Source organism: Singulisphaera acidiphila DSM 18658 (genome assembly GCF_000242455.2).
Lineage (GTDB): Bacteria > Planctomycetota > Planctomycetia > Isosphaerales > Isosphaeraceae > Singulisphaera > Singulisphaera acidiphila.
This window is the reverse complement of record NC_019892.1, coordinates 9,517,245-9,536,929: the sequence shown is the minus strand read 5'-3', so window position 1 is coordinate 9,536,929 and position 19,685 is coordinate 9,517,245. Positions and strand designations below refer to the sequence as shown.

The 19,685-nt window shown below is 63.5% G+C and carries 11 protein-coding genes; 8 read left to right on the top strand and 3 right to left on the bottom strand.

The annotated features are described in order from the left end of the window. Positions 1–402: 402 nt before the first annotated feature. Positions 403–2,277, top strand: coding sequence for a YncE family protein (locus SINAC_RS36705; RefSeq protein WP_015250598.1), 1,875 nt, complete (start codon positions 403–405; stop codon positions 2,275–2,277). Between the two features lie 531 nt (positions 2,278–2,808). Then, positions 2,809–5,793 carry a PSD1 and planctomycete cytochrome C domain-containing protein gene (locus tag SINAC_RS36700; RefSeq protein WP_015250597.1) on the top strand — a complete coding sequence of 995 codons (2,985 nt, stop codon included), beginning with the start codon at positions 2,809–2,811 and terminating at the stop codon, positions 5,791–5,793. A gap of 119 nt (positions 5,794–5,912) precedes the next feature. Here the strand turns inward: SINAC_RS36700 and SINAC_RS36695 are convergent, their stop codons facing one another. Next, the gene (locus tag SINAC_RS36695; protein WP_015250596.1) at positions 5,913–6,287 is read right to left on the bottom strand and encodes a hypothetical protein; all 375 of its coding nucleotides are present in this window, start codon (positions 6,285–6,287) and stop codon (positions 5,913–5,915) included. Between the two features lie 475 nt (positions 6,288–6,762). On the opposite strand from SINAC_RS36695, the gene SINAC_RS36690 reads away from it, so the two are divergent. From SINAC_RS36690 to SINAC_RS36665, 6 genes are all read left to right on the top strand, one after another. Then, entirely contained in the window at positions 6,763–7,914 is a 1,152-nt protein-coding gene (locus tag SINAC_RS36690; protein WP_015250595.1) for a serine hydrolase domain-containing protein, read from the top strand. 456 nt (positions 7,915–8,370) lie between these two features. Continuing rightward, the gene (locus SINAC_RS36685) at positions 8,371–12,177 is read left to right on the top strand and encodes a DUF11 domain-containing protein (RefSeq protein ID WP_015250594.1); all 3,807 of its coding nucleotides are present in this window, start codon (positions 8,371–8,373) and stop codon (positions 12,175–12,177) included. Positions 12,178–12,450: 273 nt separating this feature from the next. Continuing rightward, entirely contained in the window at positions 12,451–13,890 is a 1,440-nt protein-coding gene (locus SINAC_RS36680) for a DUF1501 domain-containing protein (protein WP_015250593.1), read from the top strand. A 194-nt stretch (positions 13,891–14,084) separates the two neighbouring features. Further along, positions 14,085–16,499, top strand: a complete 2,415-nt coding sequence (locus SINAC_RS36675; protein ID WP_015250592.1) for a Tad domain-containing protein — start codon at positions 14,085–14,087, stop codon at positions 16,497–16,499. A gap of 35 nt (positions 16,500–16,534) precedes the next feature. After that, the gene (locus tag SINAC_RS36670) at positions 16,535–17,296 is read left to right on the top strand and encodes an ABC transporter ATP-binding protein (RefSeq protein WP_015250591.1); all 762 of its coding nucleotides are present in this window, start codon (positions 16,535–16,537) and stop codon (positions 17,294–17,296) included. Next, positions 17,293–18,306: an ABC transporter permease gene (locus SINAC_RS36665; RefSeq protein WP_015250590.1), complete on the top strand. Its 1,014-nt coding sequence runs from the start codon at positions 17,293–17,295 to the stop codon at positions 18,304–18,306. Before SINAC_RS36670 ends, SINAC_RS36665 begins: the two co-directional genes overlap by 4 nt. A 43-nt stretch (positions 18,307–18,349) precedes the next feature. Here the strand turns inward: SINAC_RS36665 and SINAC_RS36660 are convergent, their stop codons facing one another. Further along, the gene (locus SINAC_RS36660) at positions 18,350–18,817 is read right to left on the bottom strand and encodes a TadE/TadG family type IV pilus assembly protein (protein ID WP_015250589.1); all 468 of its coding nucleotides are present in this window, start codon (positions 18,815–18,817) and stop codon (positions 18,350–18,352) included. A 65-nt stretch (positions 18,818–18,882) separates the two neighbouring features. Next, positions 18,883–19,368: a TadE/TadG family type IV pilus assembly protein gene (locus SINAC_RS36655; RefSeq protein WP_015250588.1), complete on the bottom strand. Its 486-nt coding sequence runs from the start codon at positions 19,366–19,368 to the stop codon at positions 18,883–18,885. Positions 19,369–19,685 lie beyond the last annotated feature (317 nt).

The following is a 19,685-nucleotide window of genomic DNA, read 5'->3' as shown; positions in this document are numbered from 1 at the left end:
CGGGATTCGCCGAGTGTAACGGTCCTCCGGCCCTTGTGCCAGGGCATCGAGACCCGTCCTGCGGCGAAGGTGGTGAAGATATCGGCTCTTCGAGCGGTTTTCGCCTGGTTTGTTGGCATCTGGGCCGCCCGCCGCACTTTGGTAAGGAGGCGTACGCCGTCGCCCGCCCAGTGGGAGACTGGCCGGGGTGATTTTTCAGACGGCCAGGCTGTTATTTGGGAGAGAATTCGGTGATCCCGGCTCGTTCGGACAAACTCTTGGGTTGATTGTGTCGATAATCCTCAACGATTGGGCTGGGCGGGCCTCTTTCTTAAATATCCGCCTACCGATCGCGTTGCCGGAGGTCAGGCTCTCCCGCCATGGATGGCGCCTGCCGGTCGAGCCGAGTTTTGGGAGTGTGCGATGAATGAGTCAATGACGCGACCTGCTCGGAGAGTCCGCCCGTTGTTGGAGAGCCTTGAGGGGCGGACGCTGCAGGCGGCAAGTGTAACTGCGGCCGCAACCGCCGTGCCGGCCAATGCGCGGCAGCTCAACCGAGAGAATGGGATCTCGGTCGAGGACCGGCGGATGTCGTACACGACGCCCCAGGGAACTCGTGTCATCGTCACGCTGTATGGGGTGGGCAGCCTGGCCGGCTCGACCGTCGATCCCGACGGTGCCTTGAACCTGATTTTCAGCCAGACCGGCCCCCAGTCGGCGATTGTCGCCAAGGTCTCGGGGGGGACCCGTCGCGCCACCTTGAGAAGCATCCACCACAAGGACCTCAACCCCGACGACCTCAGCGGGATTGGCAGCAGCCTTCTTAACCTGGTGAACTTCAAGGACTTCGATCTGGTCAACAACGGTCGGATCAACCTGACCGGCGGGGTCCACTCGCTCTACCTCAACTCGGTCGGCCGGAACACCCAGATCAACCTCCGCGAGGAGCCGGTCGAGTTTCTGACCAATACCAGCTCGTCGCTGCCTACGTCGACCTCATCGAACGGCGTGGACCTTGCGTTCATCACCAACCTGCTCGGGGCGAGCACGCTGACGAGCGTCGGGGGGCAGTTTGTCTCCGACTTCAACTCGATCGCGAGAAATACCCCGTCCGGGGGGAGCTCCACGATTGGTGTGAACCCGGGACCGCCGCCGGCTCCTCCCGGGGTCGTCGCCGTGATCAACCACATCAAGGGCGCTCCGCGAAGCACGGCCGGGATCGAGGATCCGCAAGTTTTCGGACTCGATTCGACGACTCATACGCTGATTCGCTTTGATGCGACCACGGGGGCCGTGCTCCAGACGATCCCGCTGACCGGGATGGGACCGCCCAACACCGGGGTCGCCCTGGGCCGCAACGCCGGCCGGCTCGTCGCTCTGGTCGGCGATGACACCAGCATCCGTGCTTTCGACGCCGTCACCGGCGATCCCGTCGGGCAATTCACCACGGCCAACCTTGGGTCGCTCGGCCTGACGGCCATCGACGGGATCGGCTCGACGGATACCCGGACCGTGATTTCCGACTCGACGGCGGGGGCAGGGGGCCTCGCGTTGCAGATCGACGTCACCGCCAGCCTGGCCACCGGGCATGCCGTCGCGGCCGGCCAGCCGTTCGCCCCCACTCGCCAGTTCGAGCTCTCGGGCGGTCTGGCGAGTGTGCCGGCCTCCCAAACGATGTATGCGACCGGGGCCGCCCACTTCGATAGCTTCCAGCCCAACTTGCTCCAGTACGGGGTTCTCGCCCTCAACACGGCCGGCAACCAACTCAGTGAGACTGCGCGGACCCCGTTCAAGGTGAGTGGGAACTTCGTCAACGCCGGTCCCGAGGGGTCGGTGGATAGCCTGCCTCAGCAAGTCCTCGGCAGCGTTGACCAGAATCTCGCCCTCATTACCGGGGTTGCCAACGGCAAGAACGTTGTTTCTCTACTCAGCCCGCAGACGTTGGCCTCGAACGGAACCTTCACCCTCAACAATCCCAACCCGCTCACCGGCCTGAGCGAGTCGTTCCGTCCTGACCTCGCCAACTCGGCCCTGATCGACGTCCAGGGTAACGTCCAGTCGCTCCGCGCCAAGGATGCCACGGGCCTGGTGTTCAACGTCGCCGGTTACATCAACCTGGCCAAGATCAAGCGAGCTTCGGATTCGGTCCTGATCGGTCAGCCGTTCGGTCATGCCGAGATCCCCAAACGCTCCAACGTCGCCATCATCTCGTCCCCCCGGCCGGTCGACGACCGCAACGGCGTCCAGGTTATCAATAACCTCAAGCAGATCGGCCCCTTGACGCTTCCCGGCCGATGATATCCACCCACAGCCCCGGCCTTCGAACCCGAAGGCCGGGGCCGTGGACTGCTCCCTGACTCATCCAAAAGAGCGACGCGGTCCACTCCCTCCCATTTCTCAGCCTGCCTCCAAGTCGAGCCTGCCCGGGCTTGACTCATTTCCTGCCTCGCTTGTGGTCGTTCTCCCTTGGGTCATACCCCTGTCCGGCAATCATTTGTTTGGCTTTATGCATCCGTTCTGCGGTCGATGGTGTAGCGGTTGACCGACGAGTTGCGTCTGTTCCGTCTTGTCGTAGAATGGCTCACACACGCGTTAGCGACAGGGCGGCCGTTTGCCCCTTTCCTGTTCGCGGGCACGCTTGCCAGGGGGATGGCGGCCTTTGCCAGCCGCGGCGGGGAGAGTGGCGAAATAATGAAGATGTTTTTATTTGGATCACATCCAGGGGCTTGCGCCCCTGGCTATTGACGGCCGCCCCTTCGGGGCTCCCAGAAATCGGCGGGATGCCCGCGACCCAAGCCCAAGTGCCTCACGATGCGAAATGGGATGATCATGAAAAAATGCTTGGTGGCCTTCCTTGGGGGCTTGCTGGCCGGGCCGGTCGCGGCGATCGGGGCGGACGATCGCCTGTTCCGCGAACAGGTTGCGCCGATGCTGGAAGCACGCTGCGTGGGCTGCCACAGCGGTCCTTCGCCCAAGGCGAAGCTTTCGCTCGCGACGGCCAAAGGTTTGGAGGCCGGGGGCGAGAGCGGCGCGGCGGTGGTGCCGGGCCGGCCTGAGGAGAGTCTGCTGCTGGACTCGATCTCGGGCGAGCCGCCGGAGATGCCCAAGACCGGGGGGCCGCTCGAGCCGGCGCAAGTGGCCAGCGTCCGCGCCTGGATTGCGCAAGGGGCGCACTGGCCGGAGGGGCTGACGCTGCAAGCCAGGCGTCCCGAGGCCGGGGCCTGGTGGGCGTTCCGTCCCTTGGTCCGGCCCAAGCTTCCCATGATCGTGCGCCAAGATTGGCTCCGCACGCCGATCGATGCGTTTATCCTCAGCCGCCTGGAAGAAAAGGGCCTGGTCCCGAGCCCCGAGGCCGACCGCCGGACCCTGATCCGCCGCTTGACGTTCGACCTCCACGGGCTTCCTCCCACGCCGCAGGAGGCTGACGACTTCGTGGGCGACCCTCGGCCTGACGCCTATGAGAGGCTGGTCGACCGCCTGCTCGCCTCGCCCCGGTACGGTGAGCGTTGGGGGCGGCACTGGCTCGACGTCGTCCACTACGGCGATACCCACGGCTACGACAAGGACAAGCGGCGCGACCACGCCTGGCCCTATCGCGACTACGTCATCCAGTCGCTCAACGACGACGTCCCTTACGCCCGCTTCATCCAGGAGCAGATCGCCGGCGACGTGCTCTGGCCGGGCGATCCACGCGGCGTCATCGCCACCGGATTCGTCGCGGCCGGCCCTTGGGATTTCGTCGGACACATCGAGCTTCGCGAAGGGACCGTCGACAAGGAGAAGGCCCGCCTCAACGATCGCGACGACATGCTGGCCAGCACGATGTCCACCTTCCAGAGCCTGACCGTCCACTGCGCCCGCTGCCACGACCACAAGTTCGACCCGATCCCTCAAAAAGACTACTATCGCCTCCAGGCTGTCTTTGCCGGGGTCGAACGCGGCGAGCGGCCCTTTCTCGGACGCGAGTCGGCCGCCAAAAGAGCCGCGATCGAGGCGAGCAAAGAGGATCTCACCGCCCGCCTCGCAAGCCTCAAGGCCAAGGCCGATGCCACAACGAGCCCGGAACTCGTCCAACTTGACGATGAACTCGGGATGCTTCGCGGGCAACTCGCCGCTCTGCCCGGCCCGAAGTCATCGGCCCTCAGTCCGTCCAACGGATATCACAGCGGTATTGCCCCCACACCCGACGTCGTGAAGTGGGTCCAGGTGGACCTCGGTCGCGCGGTCCCGATCGACGAGGTCCGCCTCTTCCCGGCGCGGCCGACTGACTTCGCGGATACCCCTGGGTTCGGCTTCCCCGTCCGGTTCCGGGTCGAGCTGGCCGATGAGCCAACGTTCGCCCGCCCCGTGGTCATCGTCGACCAGTCGATGGCCGATTTCACCAACCCGGGCCTTGTCCCTTACCTCGTCCGCCCTCGCCCCGGTCAAGCCTCTGCGCGATTTCTCCGGGTCACGGCCAGCCGGCTCTGGAAGCGGACCGACGACTACGTCTTCGCGCTCGGCGAGTTGGACGTCATCTCCGAGGGCCGTCGCGCCTCGGTGGCCGCAGTCACCGCGCTCGACTCGATCGAAGCGGGCCGGTGGGGCCGGGCTCGGCTCGTTGACGGGTTCAATAGCCGCACCTCACTCGAGGATCTTGCCGACCCGGTGGCTCGCGAACGGCTCGCGTTGCAGTACCAGTTGCAGGAGACCCGATCGCGTTATGAAGCTCTGAAGGAGTCGCAGGTTGATACCGGGATCCGAGACGGGATCGATCGGACCGTCACGGAGCTTTCCGCGCTCGATGGGCAAGTCAAGGCACTCCTGGCGGCCGATCAGGTCTACGCCGTGGTCGCGCGCACTCCACGAACGATCCACCTGCTCAACCGTGGTGACGTCGAGCAGCCCGGCGAAGTTCTTGGCCCCGGTGCCTTGTCGTGCCTGGCCGGCCTTGATTCCGACTTCAGCGCGACCGGGGCGAAGGATGAGGGAGCACGTCGCGTGGCGCTCGCCGAATGGATCGGTAACGTCCGAAACGTTCTGACCTGGCGTTCGATCGCGAACCGGCTCTGGCACGGCCACTTCGGCCGTGGCCTGGTCGACACGCCCAACGACTTCGGCCGGAACGGATCCACACCGTCTCATCCCGAGTTGCTCGACTGGCTGGCGACCGAACTCCTCGACAACGGCCAGTCGCTGAAGGGCCTGCATCGGGCGATCGTTTGCAGCGCGACCTACCGCCAATCGTCGCGGCACGAGCCGAACGCGGCCGCCCAGGATGGGGATAACCGCTGGCTCTGGCGGATGAACCGGACCAAGCTCGACGCTGAGTCGCTCCGCGACGGCGTGCTCGCCGTCAGCGGTACGCTCGACTCGAAGATGGGGGGACCGGGCTTCGAGCCCTTCCGGTTCAAGGACGACCACTCGCCGATCTACGACCATGGCGACCCCGCCCGAACGGATAGCCCCGAGACCCGCCGACGGACGGTCTACCGATTCATCGTGCGGAGCGTGCCCCACCCGTTCCTCGAATCGCTCGACTGCGCCGACCCGAATATCAACACCCCGGTCCGCGCGGCCACCATCAGCCCTCTGCAAGCCCTGGCCCTGCTCAACGACCGGTTCATGATCCAGCAGTCGCGGGCCTTCGCCCACCGGCTCGAAGCCCTGAGCGATGACCCGGTCCGGCGGATCGACGAAGCGTACCACCTGGCGCTCGGCCGTCCGCCGCGCCTCGAGGAACGCGAAGTGCTGGCTGCCTTCGCGACAAAGCACGGCCTTGCCAACGCCTGCCGACTGCTTTTGAATACAAATGAATTCGTGTTCGTTGACTAGATGGATTTGCCCGGCTGGGACAAGTTTCCAAGGTCATCACGTTCCTTGGTTGAGTCGCCAAATGCGAGCGGCCCCGGACAGCGCGTCCGGGGCCGCTTTGCGTTTCTCCCGTTGATGGGTCACCAGGGGAGAGGGCGACGGACGTAGATCGGGGGGATCCCATCGCCTGGCCGGTTCGCTACCAGGCCGCCACCGGGAGTGCGGTAGACAGGCAACGGTGGCTGGCCATAATACCCCGGTCGGTTGTACAGGGGCGGTCGACCATACCCCGGTCGGTTGGGGAAAGACCCACCGCGGTAGCCACCATGCCCGCCATGGTAGCCACCGTACCCACCGCAATAGTCACCACCGTATCCGCCACGGTAGCCACTGTGCTGGTTTCCCCCATAGCCGCCACCGTAGGGATAATCCGCCTTCGCCTCACTGGCGGTCAAGCAACCGACCGCGACCGCCGCCATGCCGAACAGTTGGGCCGCCACCTGAAGGATACGCATGAGATCCGACTCCTTGGTTAGCAGGGCACTTCACGGTCTCGGGCGACTCGACTTCGGTCACCTCGATACCTCACTGATCCGCAGGGCGATGCTCGAACGTGCAACGGTCCGCCAAGGTTTTTCTCGGTTCCATTGAGGAACCTCGCGAATGCGCAGGCGGTCAGGCCGTTCAACCCGGCGGCCTTCGTCGCTCCCATTTTTCACGTTTTGGTCTGTGGTTGCAGGAAATCTGATCCTCGGGAAACCTCCGCCAAGAAGTGCGACCTTGTCGGGGGCCCCCGGCTCCGGTTCAATACGCAAGGTATCCGTGTCCCTCGAAAGGGTGGACATGGCCCACCGGAAATGGGCCGTGGCGTGGAGGCCCCGTCCGAGGCAATGGGGGAACCATTGAGAGCCCCTTTTTTTGTTGAGTACGGGGTTGGCTGTGTCGAGCCTCTCAAGTCGCTGTGAGCTTCAAGGTTGGAGAACTGCTGCTATGAGACGAGTTCGATGCCGGATGTCGGTCCTGGTTCCGCTCGCCCTGCTGGCCATTCCTTCGTTCGCTCTCTCGGTCACGGCTCGGGCGGAGGACCTGGCTTCTCAGGTGGAGGAGTTCCTGGAGGCACGTGTTCAGCGCGATCGCTTCAGCGGCTCGATTCTGGTGGCACGCGACGGCAAGGTGCTGGTGCGGCGGGGCTACGGCATGGCCAACCTCGAGCATGACGTTCCCAACACGCCCGAGACCAAGTTTCGGGTCGGCTCGATCACGAAGCAGTTCACGGCGATGGCGGTGATGATCTTGCAGGAACAGGGCAAGATCGACGTCCATGAGAAAATCAAAAAATACCTTCCTGACGCCCCGGCGGCATGGGATGAGATCTGTGTGCAGCATCTGCTGACCCACACCTCGGGGATCCCGAACTTCACCGGCTTTCCCGAATACCCGGAGATGATGCGACGGCATATGATGCTGGAGAACCTGGTCGACAGCTTCAAGGGCAAGGCGCTTGAGTTCAAGCCGGGCGAGCAGTTTGAGTACAGCAACTCGGGTTATGTCTTGCTCGGCTACTTGATTGAGAAAGTCTCGGGGAAACCTTATGCGAGCGTGCTTCAGGAGGCGATTTTCGACCCGCTCGGGATGAAGTCGACGGGCTATGATAACCCGATTCCGGTCCTCAAGCACCGCGCGTCGGGCTATGCCGGGCGCGGGCCGTTTCGCGTCAATGCCTCGTTCATTGATATGACGGTTCCCCACGCCGCCGGGGCCCTCTATTCGACGGTTGACGACCTTTTCCTCTGGGACCGGGCCCTCTTGACCGAAATGCTGGTGCCCCAGGCGGCTCGCGAGGCGATGTTCACCCCCATCGAGGAAGGCTACGGTTACGGCTGGGTGATCACGAAGCAGTTTGGCCGGAGGAGCGTCTCCCACGGCGGTGGGATCAACGGGTTCGTGGCACGGTTCTTGCGGTTTCCCGATGATGGGGTCTGCGTCGTCGTCCTGAGCAACGTCGAAGGGACGGACGCTTGGGCGCTGGCCGACGACCTGGCGGCGGTCACCCTGGGTGAGAAACCGAATCACACAGGCAACCGTAAAGAGGCCTCGCCTTCGGACAAAGAAGGGGCGTCCCCCTTGAAAGAGAAGCCGTGACTCCGACTCGGCCCGGTCGCCTCTGCTTCTTCGGGAACGCGGAGAGGTGGGCTGAAACCGGCTCGGCCAGTCATGGTTGCAGGGTGATTTGCATGTGTGTGTGTCAGAGATCCTTTTGCGAGATTCGCTGCCGTGGCATTTGGGGATAAATCGCGATGATCGTACATGGGATTTCTTGACAAGTTGCTTACATTCCCCATACTGTCGAATATTTCTCATCGCTTCCGCTTGCTTATTGCTCCTAGCTTGGAGCTGTATTCCGGACTCGCTCATCAGGCCGAATGAGTGGCGATTCGTCGTCGGCCTTGATCTTGAGGGTTGCGGTGGACTTCGACCGACCGTAAGGCGAGGCGCACTTCCGATTTATCGCGATCGTGCCCGCCAAGGAGGGCGATTCCTGAGCTTCGCCGGTTTGCTGATGCTCTTATCCCCACATCAATGCAACCGGAGGCTCTCATGGGCCGTCAATTTCCGCTTGGTTGGTTTGATCGACCCTCGGCGACGAGCGCGAGCCGAGTCGCGAGGCGTACCCAGGCTCTCCGTCGGGCTTCTCGGGTGTGGCTTGAGGAGCTGGAAGGCCGGATCGCGCCGGCGGTGATCACGCCGTTCACGGCCCGCTTCAGCGCCAACGACACGGGTGACATCCTCTTCGCGGCCAACACGCTCATGACCGCGCCTGCTTCGGACCCTGGTGCGGCGGCGGCCCAGGCCGGTATTGGCACCGCGCTGAACAATAATAACTTCAGCATGGTCTACGTGGATGTGGATAGTGACCCGACCACGTTTAACTCCAGCCGGGCGGATCTGCACCTGCCGGTCGGGGCCACGGTGTTGTTCGCCGGCCTGTATTGGGGGGCCGACTCCTCCTCGGAACTGCGGACCCAGTCGCTGTTGCAGACACCGACTTCGAACGGCTATCTCCCGATCAAGGGGGCATTGGTCGGGGCCAACGGCGGTGACTATCAGTCGTTCGCCGACGTCACCAGCCTGGTCCAGAACGCGGGGAGCGGCACCTACGGGGTCGCGAATGTCCAGGCTTCCACCGGGTCGGATAAGCAGGCAGGCTGGGCGCTGGTGGTGGCCTTCCGCGATCCGGCCGCGCCTCCGCGAAACCTGACGGTCTTCGACGGCTTTGCGGTGGTGCGGAGTAGCCCTACCCCCGATCGTAATGTGGATATCCCGATCAGTGGCTTCCAGACGCCGCTGGCCGGGCCGGTGAATGCCAAGATCGGTGTCGTCGCCTACGAGGGCGACCGTGGGTCCACCGGAGACACCTTGCGGCTCAATGGCACGGCGCTGAGCGATAGCCAGAATCCTCGCGACAATTTCTTCAACAGCTCGATCTCGTACCTTGGCCAGGCGGTAAACACGAAGTCGCCGAATTACCTCAACCAGCTCGGGTTCGACGCCGACATCGTGCAAGCTCCCGCCGGGGCGATTCCCAATGGCGCCACGAATGCCACCGTGACGCTCAACACCGGTGGTGAGACCTACTTTCCCGGCGTGGTGACCACCGCCATCGACCTGTTCGCCCCGAAGTTGCAGAGCACCAAGACCGTCACCGACCTCAACGGCGGGTTCGCGCTGCAGGGCGACATTCTCGAGTACAGCGTCACCGTGGAGAACACAGGCGGTGACATCGCCGCGAACGTGTTCCTGACGGACGCGATCCCGGCCAATACCACTTACATTCCAGGATCGCTGCAGATCGTCTCAGGCGCCAACTCCGGGGCGAAGAGCGACGGCGAGGGGGATGACCAGGCGGAGTTCGACGCCGTCAACAATCGAGTCGCGTTCCGGCTTGGGGCAGGGGCGAGCTTTGCGTCCGGCGGGACCCTGGCCATTGGCGAGACGACCACCATCCGCTTCCGTGTGCAGATCAACCAGAATGCGCCGAACAGCATCATGATCGCGAACCAGGCGGCGATCACGGCCACCGGCGCCACGGGCAATTTCACCGTGACGTCGTCGAGCACCGAGGCTCAGGTGGTCATCCCGCCGGCGGCCGATCTCGTCGTGACCAAGTCGGTGGATAACCCGACACCGAACGCTGGCGATGTCTCGACGTTCACCGTTACCCTGACCAACAACGGTCCCACGGGCTCGACGGGTGTGCAGGTGTCGGATCCTCTCCCGGCCGGTCTCGAATTCGTTGAGGCGACTCCCTCGCAGGGAACCTATGACAGTGCCACCGGCCTCTGGGACGTCGGGGCGCTCGCCAACGGCCAGGTGGTAACACTCGTCCTCAAAGCTCGAACGACGACGTTCGCCGTCGTGTCGAACGTCGCGACCGTGACCGCCAGTGATGTGCCCGACCCGGACCCGAGTAACAACTCGGCGAGCACCAGCGTGAGCCCCCAGGTGACGGACCTGGCCATCACCAAGACGGTGGATAACCCGACGCCGAATGCCGGCGAAATCGTGACGTTCACCATTACCTTGACCAACAACGGCCCTGTGGATTCAACGGGCGTGAAGGTGTCGGATCCCCTTCTGCCCGGTCTTGAATTCGTCGGGGCGACTCCTTCGCAGGGAACCTATGACAGTGCTACCGGCCTCTGGGACGTCGGGGCGCTCGCCAACGGCCAGGTGGTGACGCTCGTCCTCCAAGCCCGAACGACGTTCGCCGTCGTGTCGAACGTCGCGACCGTGACTGCCAGTGACGTGCCCGACCCGGACCTGAGCAATAACTCGGCGAGCACCAGCGTGAGCCCCCAGGCGACGGACTTGGCCATCACCAAGTCGGTGGACAACCCGACACCCAATGCCGGCGAAGTGTTGACGTTCACCGTCACTCTGACCAACAAAGGCCCTGTGGGCTCTACAGGTATTCAGGTGTCGGATCCCCTTCCGGCCGGCCTTGAATTTGTCGGGGCGACTCCTTCGCAGGGAACCTACAACAGTGTCACCGGCCTCTGGGACGTCGGGGTGCTCGCCAACGGCCAGGTGGTGACGCTCGTCCTTCAGGCCCGGGTGACGACGTTCGCCGTCGTGTCGAACGTTGCGTCCGTGACCGCCAGCGCCGTGCCCGACCCGGACTCGAGCAACAATTCGGCGAGCACGAGCGTGAGCCCCAGGGTGACGGACCTGGCCATTACCAAGACGGTGAACAACCCCGCCCCGTTCTTGGGGGACAACGTGGTGTTCACCCTGTCCGTTCTCAACAACGGACCGAGTGCCGCGACGGGGGTGGTGGTGCAGGACCTGTTGCCTGCGGGCCTGACCTTCGTTTCGGCCTCCGGGAACGGGACCTATGACCCGACGACCGGCCAGTGGTTCATCGGAAACCTGGCGCTGGGAGCTTCGACGCAGTTACTGATCACTGCCTGGGTCACGAGCCTCGCCTCCGAGCAGAACGTCGCCGTGATCCAGAAGCTTGATCAGTTCGACATCGTGCCCAACAACAATCTCGCCAGCATCGGGGTCAATCCGCAGGCTCCCCTCGTGGCGGACCTGGAGGTGGTTAAAACCATTGACGACCCCACGCCCACGCTGGGGGATATGATCACCATCACCGACACGCTCACGAACAATGGACCGAGCGCCGCGACGGGGGTGGTGGTGCAAGACATGCTGCCGGATGGCCTGACCTTGATTTCGGCCCAGCCGAGCGTGGGCACCTATGACCCGGCCAGCGGCCTCTGGAGCATTCCCGAACTCTCCGGTGGTCAGTCTGTGACGCTGACGATCACTGCGCTGGTGACCAGCCCCGGCACGTTGAACAGCGTGGTGACGGTGACTCAGTCTGACCAGTCCGACCCCATTGCGTCCAACAACGTGGCGGTTGTTACGGTGACCGTGGCCGCTCCGATACCACCCCCGGTGGTTGTGTCCCTGGTGCGCCAGGGTGTCCATGCCCAGCCGACCCAACTGGTGTTGGGCTTCAGCGAGGCGCTGGATGCGGCCCGTGCCGAGGAGCTGAGCCAGTACAGGCTCGTTCTCATCGCCCACGGTGGCCGTCTCCGGCGTCCGGTCGCCCTTAGAAACGCTTCCTATGACGCGGTCACGCACACCGTGACGCTCCATCCCACCCGGCTCCTCCCCCTGCGATGGCAATACAGTCTGACCGTCCGGGGCGACTCACCGCAAGGATTGACGAGTGCCACCGGGGTGTTCCTTGACGGTAACCGTGACGGCGTTCCAGGGGGCAACTATTCGCAGACCTTCGGCCGCGAGATCCTGACGAGGTCGAACCGGCGAGGCCATTTACTGGGGACCGCGGGCGGCCATCGCATGCGGCCCGGTTTCGCGCGGCCGAAATAAGTTTGCTCTGGCCATTTGTCGCTTCGCAACCTCCCGTTTGGAAACCACCCCCGCTGCTCCCCGTTCTGAAAGAGAACGGGGGGCAGCGGCTGAAAGCGCGTGTGAAAACGCGCCGGGTCGGGTAGGCTTCAGCCTGCCGGTTTTCTGAGGACCGCCAGGCAGAAGCCCAACCCCATAAAAACAAAGGGTCGACGCTTCGTTTTGTCGGTCCCCGCCCCCCGAGCCGAACGGGCGACCGACTTTGATCGAGGATCTCCTTTGGAGAGGAAACCCATGACTCCGAGTCGACTCGATCGCCGCAGTTTTCTTTGGAACGCGGGGGGCGGTCTCGGAGGCGTTGCGCTGGCGCATCTGCTGGGGGGTGAGGGCCTGCTCGCGGGGACGCCCGGAGCCAAGGGGAGGGGGGAGCTCAACGGCGGTTTGCACCATCGTGCCAAGGCACGCAGGGTCGTGCAATTGTTTATGTCAGGCGCGGCCAGCCAGTGCGATACGTTCGACTACAAGCCGCTCCTGATCAAAAAGCATGGTGAGCCGTTCGATCCTGGAGGCAAGGTCGAATTGTTTCAGAGCACGCCCGGGGCGGTGATGCGGAGCCCTTGGTCGTGGTCGCAGCATGGCGAGTGCGGCAAGTGGATGAGCGGGCTGGTGCCTCACCTGGCCGACTGCGTCGACGACATGGCGTTCCTCCCTTCCATGGTCGCGAAGTCGAACGTGCACGGGCCGGCGACCTTCATGCAGAACACGGGGTTCGTGCTTCCTGGGTTCCCGAGCATGGGGGCCTGGGTTTCGTACGGGCTTGGGAACCTGTCGGACGACCTCCCGTCGTTCGTCGTCCTGCCCGACTCGCGCGGGTTTGCGCCCAACGGGCCGGCGAACTGGGGTGCGGGGTTTTTGCCGGCCTCGTTCCAAGGGACGATGGTCCGCGCTGGCTCCCAGAATCCGATCTTCGACCTCTTTCCTCCCGAGGATGCCGCGCTCACTCACGAGGGAGAACGCGACGGCCTGACGCTCTTGAACGCCCTGAACCAGGCCCACCGCGCCGACCGCGAGGGCGACTCGCGGCTCGATGCGCGGATCGCCTCGTACGAACTGGCGGCCCGCCTCCAACTGAGCGCGCCCGAGGTCCTCGACCTCGCCGGTGAGAGCCGGGTGACTCGTTCGCTGTACGGGCTCGACGAGGAACCGACGGCCGACTTCGGCCGCAACTGCCTGATTGCGCGGCGGTTGCTCGAGCGGGGCGTCCGGTTCGTCCAGGTCTGGAGCGGCGCCGACAACGGTTTCCCCCGCCGCAACTGGGATTCGCACGAGGACCTGGCTCGCGACCACGGCTCCATGGGCCTGAGCATGGACCGGCCCGCCGCCGCCTTGCTCAAGGATCTGAAGTCACGCGGGCTCCTGGACGATACCCTCGTGATCTGGACCACCGAGTTCGGTCGGATGCCTTGCAGCCAAGGGGGGAAGGGCCGTGACCACAACCCGTTTACCTTCACCTCATGGATGGCCGGTGGCGGTATCCGAGGCGGAACCACCTTCGGCGCCAGCGACGAATGGTCCTACAAAGCGGTCGGCGATCCCGTCACCTGCTACGACTTGCACGCCACCGCGCTGCACCTGCTCGGCATCGATCATACGCGGTTGACTTTCCGCCACAATGGGATCGATCGCCGATTAACCGATGTGCATGGCCACGTGATCCGGGATATCCTGGCCTGATCGATCGATCGATCGATCGATCGATCGGGGGATCGATTTGATTGGCCGTTGCCGTAACTATGTCCTAGCCTTGACTTGGGCACGACTCCCGCCGGCTCACTCGATCCCGATTGGATTGAGCGAGCCGCTTTCGTGTGTCCCTCTCTTCCGGGAAGATGATGGAAGAGCAACCTCCCTGAGATGCCACGAAGCCCATGATAACGGCTCACAAAACCTCCCGCTCACGGGGTCTGATTATCCCGATCTTGGCCGTGGTGATGGTCGCGATGCTCGGGTTCATTGCGTTGGCAATCGATATCGGCATGATTGCCGTCGCCCGCACGCAGAGCCAGAACGCGGCGGACACGGCGGCCATGGCCGGAGCGCGCACGCTGAACGGCGACACCAGCGGTGGTTACAACGAGACCGGTGCGAAGGCCCAGGCCTTGCAGGTCGCGATGTCGAGCACGATTCAAGCCAACGCGATTTCAAAGTCGCAGGTTGACCTCAAAATCGGGTCGTATACCTATGACTATTCTCAGACGAAGTTCGTGGTCAACATCCCGGCCCTCACGACGGATACGCCGAACCTGGTGAAGTCCACGATCACCGCGACGGGCCAGAACCTCTTCGGACGCATGCTGGGAAATTCGGCCTTCAATATCAGTTCGACGGCGACGGCCGTGCACCGGCCGCGGGACGTGGCGATCATTCTGGATATGTCCGGGTCGATGCGGTTCGATAGCTTGCTGGGCGTTCCTTACTCAGGCGATCGCACCCAGTCGAACAATCCCGAGTCGGTCTATCCTCAGTTCGGCCATTACTCGTCGACTTCGGCCGGTTTGCAGAACACGAGCGGTCCCGACACGATCAGCGGCGACTCTTTCGGACTCGCCAATATCACCGTGGCGACCGACGCGGGCGACCCGATCGTGGACGACTTTTACCAGAACGCCCTGGGGGCCACGCCGATCCCCGCCTTCACCCCTGCGCCGGATCGCTACGCCACCACGCCGGACGGCGACCAGCCGCTGATGAAGTATCGGACCACCACTCCCGCCCAGACGGTCCAACAAATCACCAACGGCACAGCCACTTTCAATGGCTACACGGCGACCCCTTTCACGGGCTACACGGGGCCGACCGTCCCCGAATTCAAAGGCTACACTCAAGGGCCGCGCTACTGGGGCAAGACGTTCTTCATCTGGCCTCCGGATCCCCGCACGGCCAACGACTGGCGGCAAAAATTCTTTGGCGTCACTGATAACACCGTCCTCTGGGATTCGTCGGGCAATTGGAAGGTCCCGAGTTCTTCAACCTACTCCGTCAACTACACGGCCATCCTCGCCTGGATTAAGCAAACACCGAATCCATTCCCCCCCAGGCTTCGAGCGGGCCGGATCCTCTACTACGATGCGATCCCCAGTTCAATCAGCACGTCCTCGTATCCTCCCTCCGACCCCAATCAGCGGTTCTGGAAAGAGTACATCGACTACGTGCTGGGGCTCTACCAGAAGAGCTCGTCCGCCTATGACGTGGTCACGAAGTACACGGGGTACGGCGATGACTACATTTGGGGGACCCCGAAGATCAGCGTGAAGCCGACTGGCACGGGCAACGCCAACTACATGAACACCGCCGACAACCCCGAGCGGCCCAAGCTCCACTTCTGGTTCGGGCCGATGACGATGATCGACTTCCTCGGCAACTACAACATGTGGAGCCAGTACACCAACTGGAATCCCTACTGGCCGGGCAATTGCCACGAGGGGCCGCTCTGGGCTTGCAAGCTGGGCGTTCAATCGGCCTTGGAAGATATCAGGAACAACCACCCCAACGACTTCGTCTCGCTCATGTACTTCAGCACGCCGAAGTTCTCCGCCAGTGGAAGCGGGAGCTTCAACCGGGTTCGCGTGCCCTTGGGACGTAACTATAGCCGGCTGAGCGACACGCTCTGGTTCCCGCCGTCAACCATCGACACGCCGGGCACCGAGATCCGCCCCTATGATTCCGACAACCTCGACGTGCCCCGCGCCTACGGCGGGACGACGACCGTCATGGGGTTCATGCTCGCCTATAACCAATTCAGCGGCAACGCGTCGCTTCGCACCTTCGCCCCCTCCCCGGCGCCTGCCGGCGATGCCGGCGGACTCGGACGCAAAGGCGCCCAGCGACTGATCATCCTCGAGACCGACGGCATGGCCAATAACGCCGCAACCGCTGCGTTTACCAATGCCGGCGCCAATAACTCCTACTATAAAGTGCGCCTGCCGGGCGAGTATCCGACCAACTCGGGCACGGTGACCACGCAGATCTACTCGGTGGTGAACCAGATCTGCGCGCTCGAGACCGCCAGTTCCCCGGGCTACTCCACCGCGCGTAAGCCGGTCCTGATTCATTGCATGGGCTTGGGGCCCATCTTCGATCCGAGCACGAACAGCTCCCAACGCGCTGCGGCCCTCGATCTGATGCAGAACATCCAGTACATTGGCGGCACTCAGGCAACGGCAACCACCCCGCTGGCGCCGTATAAGATCATCACCGGGACGGCGCAACAGCGCAGCGACAAGATCCGTCAGGCGTTCAGCGCCATCATGCAAGACGGAGTCCAGGTCTCGCTGATCGAATGAGCTCTCCAAGGGGCAGGAAAGGAGCGGAGTCTTCGGTGTCATCGCCGACGACCGCGGTTGCGGAATTCAGAAACGTGGGCAAGCAGTACCCCAACAGCGGGGTCGGCGCCTGGGCGGTCCGCAATATCAACCTTCGGATCGAGCCGGGCGAGGTCTTCGGCTTGCTCGGCCCGAACCGGGCCGGGAAGACGACCTTGGCCAAGCTTCTGCTCTCGCTCTGCCGGCCCAGCGAGGGGGAGATCCTCCGTTTCGATCGGCCGGTGGAGGTTCGCCGGACCCTGACCCGCATTGGCTACGTCCACGAGGCGCCCACCTTTCCTCGGGATCTGAATGCCGTCGGCCTCCTCGAGTATTACGGGGCCTTGTCGCTGGTGCCGAGTGCCGAACTCCGCTGGCGCATTCCCGCCTTGCTCGAACGCGTCGGCCTGGCCGATCGTGTCCACGAGCCCATCGGCGGCTTCAGCAAAGGGATGATCCAGCGCCTCGGACTCGCTCAGGCCCTCCTGAACGAACCCGACCTCCTGGTCCTCGACGAGCCGACCGAAGGACTCGACCTCAGCGGGCGGCAGCTTGTTCGCGACCTCGTTCTCGAACAGCGCGAGCGCGGTCGGGCGGTCCTTCTGATCTCCCACGCCTTGAGCGACGTCGAGCACCTCTGCGACCGCGTCGCGGTACTCGTGGAAGGGCGGAAGGTTTACGACGGTCCTCTGGCCGACTTGAAGGGGGACCCCGCGTCGGGCTCGTCCCGGCCCTTGGAGCAAGCCTTGAGCGACCTCTACCGGAGATCCGCAGGATGAGCCGTTTCGACACGCTCCGGGTCGTCGCCTGGCTGATCCGCGACACGTTCCGCCAGTCGCTTGAATCGAAGGTCTTCTGGATGATGCTGGCGCTCAGCAGCCTGGGCGTTTTGATCTGCCTGAGCTTCGGCGTCCAAGGGGGAGCGCCCTTGCATCGGCCGGACGAACGGCCTGACTTTCTCCCGAGGACCGCCTCGAGCGCGGAGCGGACGCTGGCCCCTCGCGATGGCGTGGACATCGCCAACGGTTCGTTGACCCTCGCCTTCGGTGCGTTTCGGATCCCTCTGGGCCGTGACGCTCAGGACGCGGTTCACTTCCTGCAACTCGTCTTGGCGACCGGTGCGGCGGACACGGTGGGCCTGCTTTTGGCCCTGGTCTGGACCGCCGGGTTTTTACCCGCCTTTCTGGCGCCTGGGGCAGTCACGGTGCTGTTGGCCAAGCCCGTTTCTCGCAGCCTTTTGCTTGTGGGTAAATTTCTGGGAGTGCTCACCTTCGTTCTCTTTCAAGCGATGGTCTTCTTTCTGGGGACCTGGACGGCGCTCGGGGTTCGCACGGGGATCTGGGATTCGAGCTACCTGTGGGGGATCCCGCTCCTCGTGCTTCAGTTCGCCATCTTCTTCAGCGTTTCGGCCCTGATTGCGGCGAGCCGGCGGCGCACGGTGGCCTGCCTGCTCGGCTCGCTCCTTTTCTGGTTCCTCTGCTGGGGGACGAACTACGGCCGGCACGCGGTCGTCGCTTTGCCCGTGCTCAACCGTGAGATCGCGCCGCTGTCCCCCTGGCTTCGAGGCACCATTGAGGTGAGCTACTGGGCTCTACCCAAGCCGGCCGACCTGAGCCTCATTCTCAGTCACGCGATCGATGCCGATCGCCACTTCGCCGCTGTTCCCGAGTTCGAGACCGTGCAGCGGCTTCGCCGGTTCCATCCCGTCCTGTCGGTTGTGAGCTCCCTTGCGGCCGCCTGTCTGATCCTGGCGGCGGCGGCCCGGAGATTTGCGACCACGGATTATTGAAGTGTTTGATCGGAGGGGCTGTGCGCATTCGGTCGGAATGGGATCAGTTGGCCTCGCATCGCATCATTGCCTGAGCTTCGACCTGGATCGTATTGTTCATCAAGAGAATGCTTGGCACCACGGGGCGGTATGTGCCCTTGATTTGCACCATGACCCAGTCGCCGAAGCGGGCGTTGTTCCAGTCGGTGGTCCAGACCGCAGTCCTGACGTCGTTGGTGGGGTTGGCTTTGAGGACCTGAATGCTGGGATTGCCGTCGCTCAATTGCCCGTCCTGACCTGCGAGTTTGCTGCGAACCAACGTTTGGATGTCTGCCGTCGTCTTGTCGTAGGTATGGACGATCGCCTGGCGGACTCCTTCACGGGCCGCGTGATCGGCGAGGTTTCGTACCAGGATGAACCGACTGTATTCGAAGATCCCGAGCAGGATCATCAGGAAGAGCGGGATGATGATGGCGGCTTCGACCAGCGCCGCGCCTCGGCGTTGCGTTGGCCTGGGGCTTCGCTTGACCATCGGCTGAAATGCTCCGTCTTTCATAAGAAGAGGATGGGAGGGAAGGAGAGTTGGGCGGGTTCGCGTCAGTTGATTGGGATCGACGTGGGGACGATCAAGGGGATATCTCGCATCGAACTCCAGCGGCAAGTGGCCTTGAGCGTATTCGAGCCAAGCAGGTTGTTCATCGCGACCCATCGCACGTTATTGGAGGGGAGCGTGGCCGTGATCTCGAACTGGTCGAGCTGATCGGCGGTCGTGGGATCGGAGTTGGCCGCGTTCGTCAGGTTGGTCACGGTTACGATTGCCCCGTCCGTCTTGAGCTTGGCCTGGATCAGGTAGTCGAGGACGGCCTGCTGAATCTGCGCCACACTGTCCTGCCCGGTCGAAGCACGACGCCCCCCCTCGCGCGTGGCGTTATTGAGGATCTGGGTGACGTCGATGAGCCGGCCCATGTCCCAGACCCCCAGCAAGAGTGTGAGCAAGAGCGGCAGTGCGATTGCCAACTCGACCGCGGCAACGCCGCGTTTGGGGCCCGAACAGGGGTGAGCGGAAGTTCTGGTGAGTTTCAAGGCTCGAGTACCCTACCTCCGAGAAAGGGGCCGATTCCTCGGCCCAAGCGATCGTCCTCAAAACGTAAGCCAACTCACGCGGGATGGAGTCTCTTACTCGGTCAATCATAGAACGCTATATCGAGACAAGCAGCCTACACCATGAACACGGAATCAGGGAGTTCAACGTCATTGGATCGAGACGATGTTGCCGGGAGGCCACATGGAGCGACACAATCGACTCGAGAAGCGTTGTCGATCCGGCTTTTCCTCAACACGACCGGCCGCATCCAGCACATCGGCTTTGTCTCGATCCGGCATGTCTTGCCTGGTATGGT

Bases quoted from the DNA above. Each gene is read 5' to 3' on its own strand.
- SINAC_RS36660 (WP_015250589.1), bottom strand. From the start codon at position 18,817: ATGGTCAAGCGAAGCCCCAGGCCAACGCAACGCCGAGGCGCGGCGCTG.
- SINAC_RS36700 (WP_015250597.1), top strand. From the start codon at position 2,809: ATGAAAAAATGCTTGGTGGCCTTCCTTGGGGGCTTGCTGGCCGGGCCG.
- SINAC_RS36695 (WP_015250596.1), bottom strand. From the start codon at position 6,287: ATGCGTATCCTTCAGGTGGCGGCCCAACTGTTCGGCATGGCGGCGGTC.
- SINAC_RS36680 (WP_015250593.1), top strand. From the start codon at position 12,451: ATGACTCCGAGTCGACTCGATCGCCGCAGTTTTCTTTGGAACGCGGGG.
- SINAC_RS36705 (WP_015250598.1), top strand. From the start codon at position 403: ATGAATGAGTCAATGACGCGACCTGCTCGGAGAGTCCGCCCGTTGTTG.
- SINAC_RS36665 (WP_015250590.1), top strand. From the start codon at position 17,293: ATGAGCCGTTTCGACACGCTCCGGGTCGTCGCCTGGCTGATCCGCGAC.
- SINAC_RS36685 (WP_015250594.1), top strand. From the start codon at position 8,371: ATGGGCCGTCAATTTCCGCTTGGTTGGTTTGATCGACCCTCGGCGACG.
- SINAC_RS36675 (WP_015250592.1), top strand. From the start codon at position 14,085: ATGATAACGGCTCACAAAACCTCCCGCTCACGGGGTCTGATTATCCCG.
- SINAC_RS36690 (WP_015250595.1), top strand. From the start codon at position 6,763: ATGAGACGAGTTCGATGCCGGATGTCGGTCCTGGTTCCGCTCGCCCTG.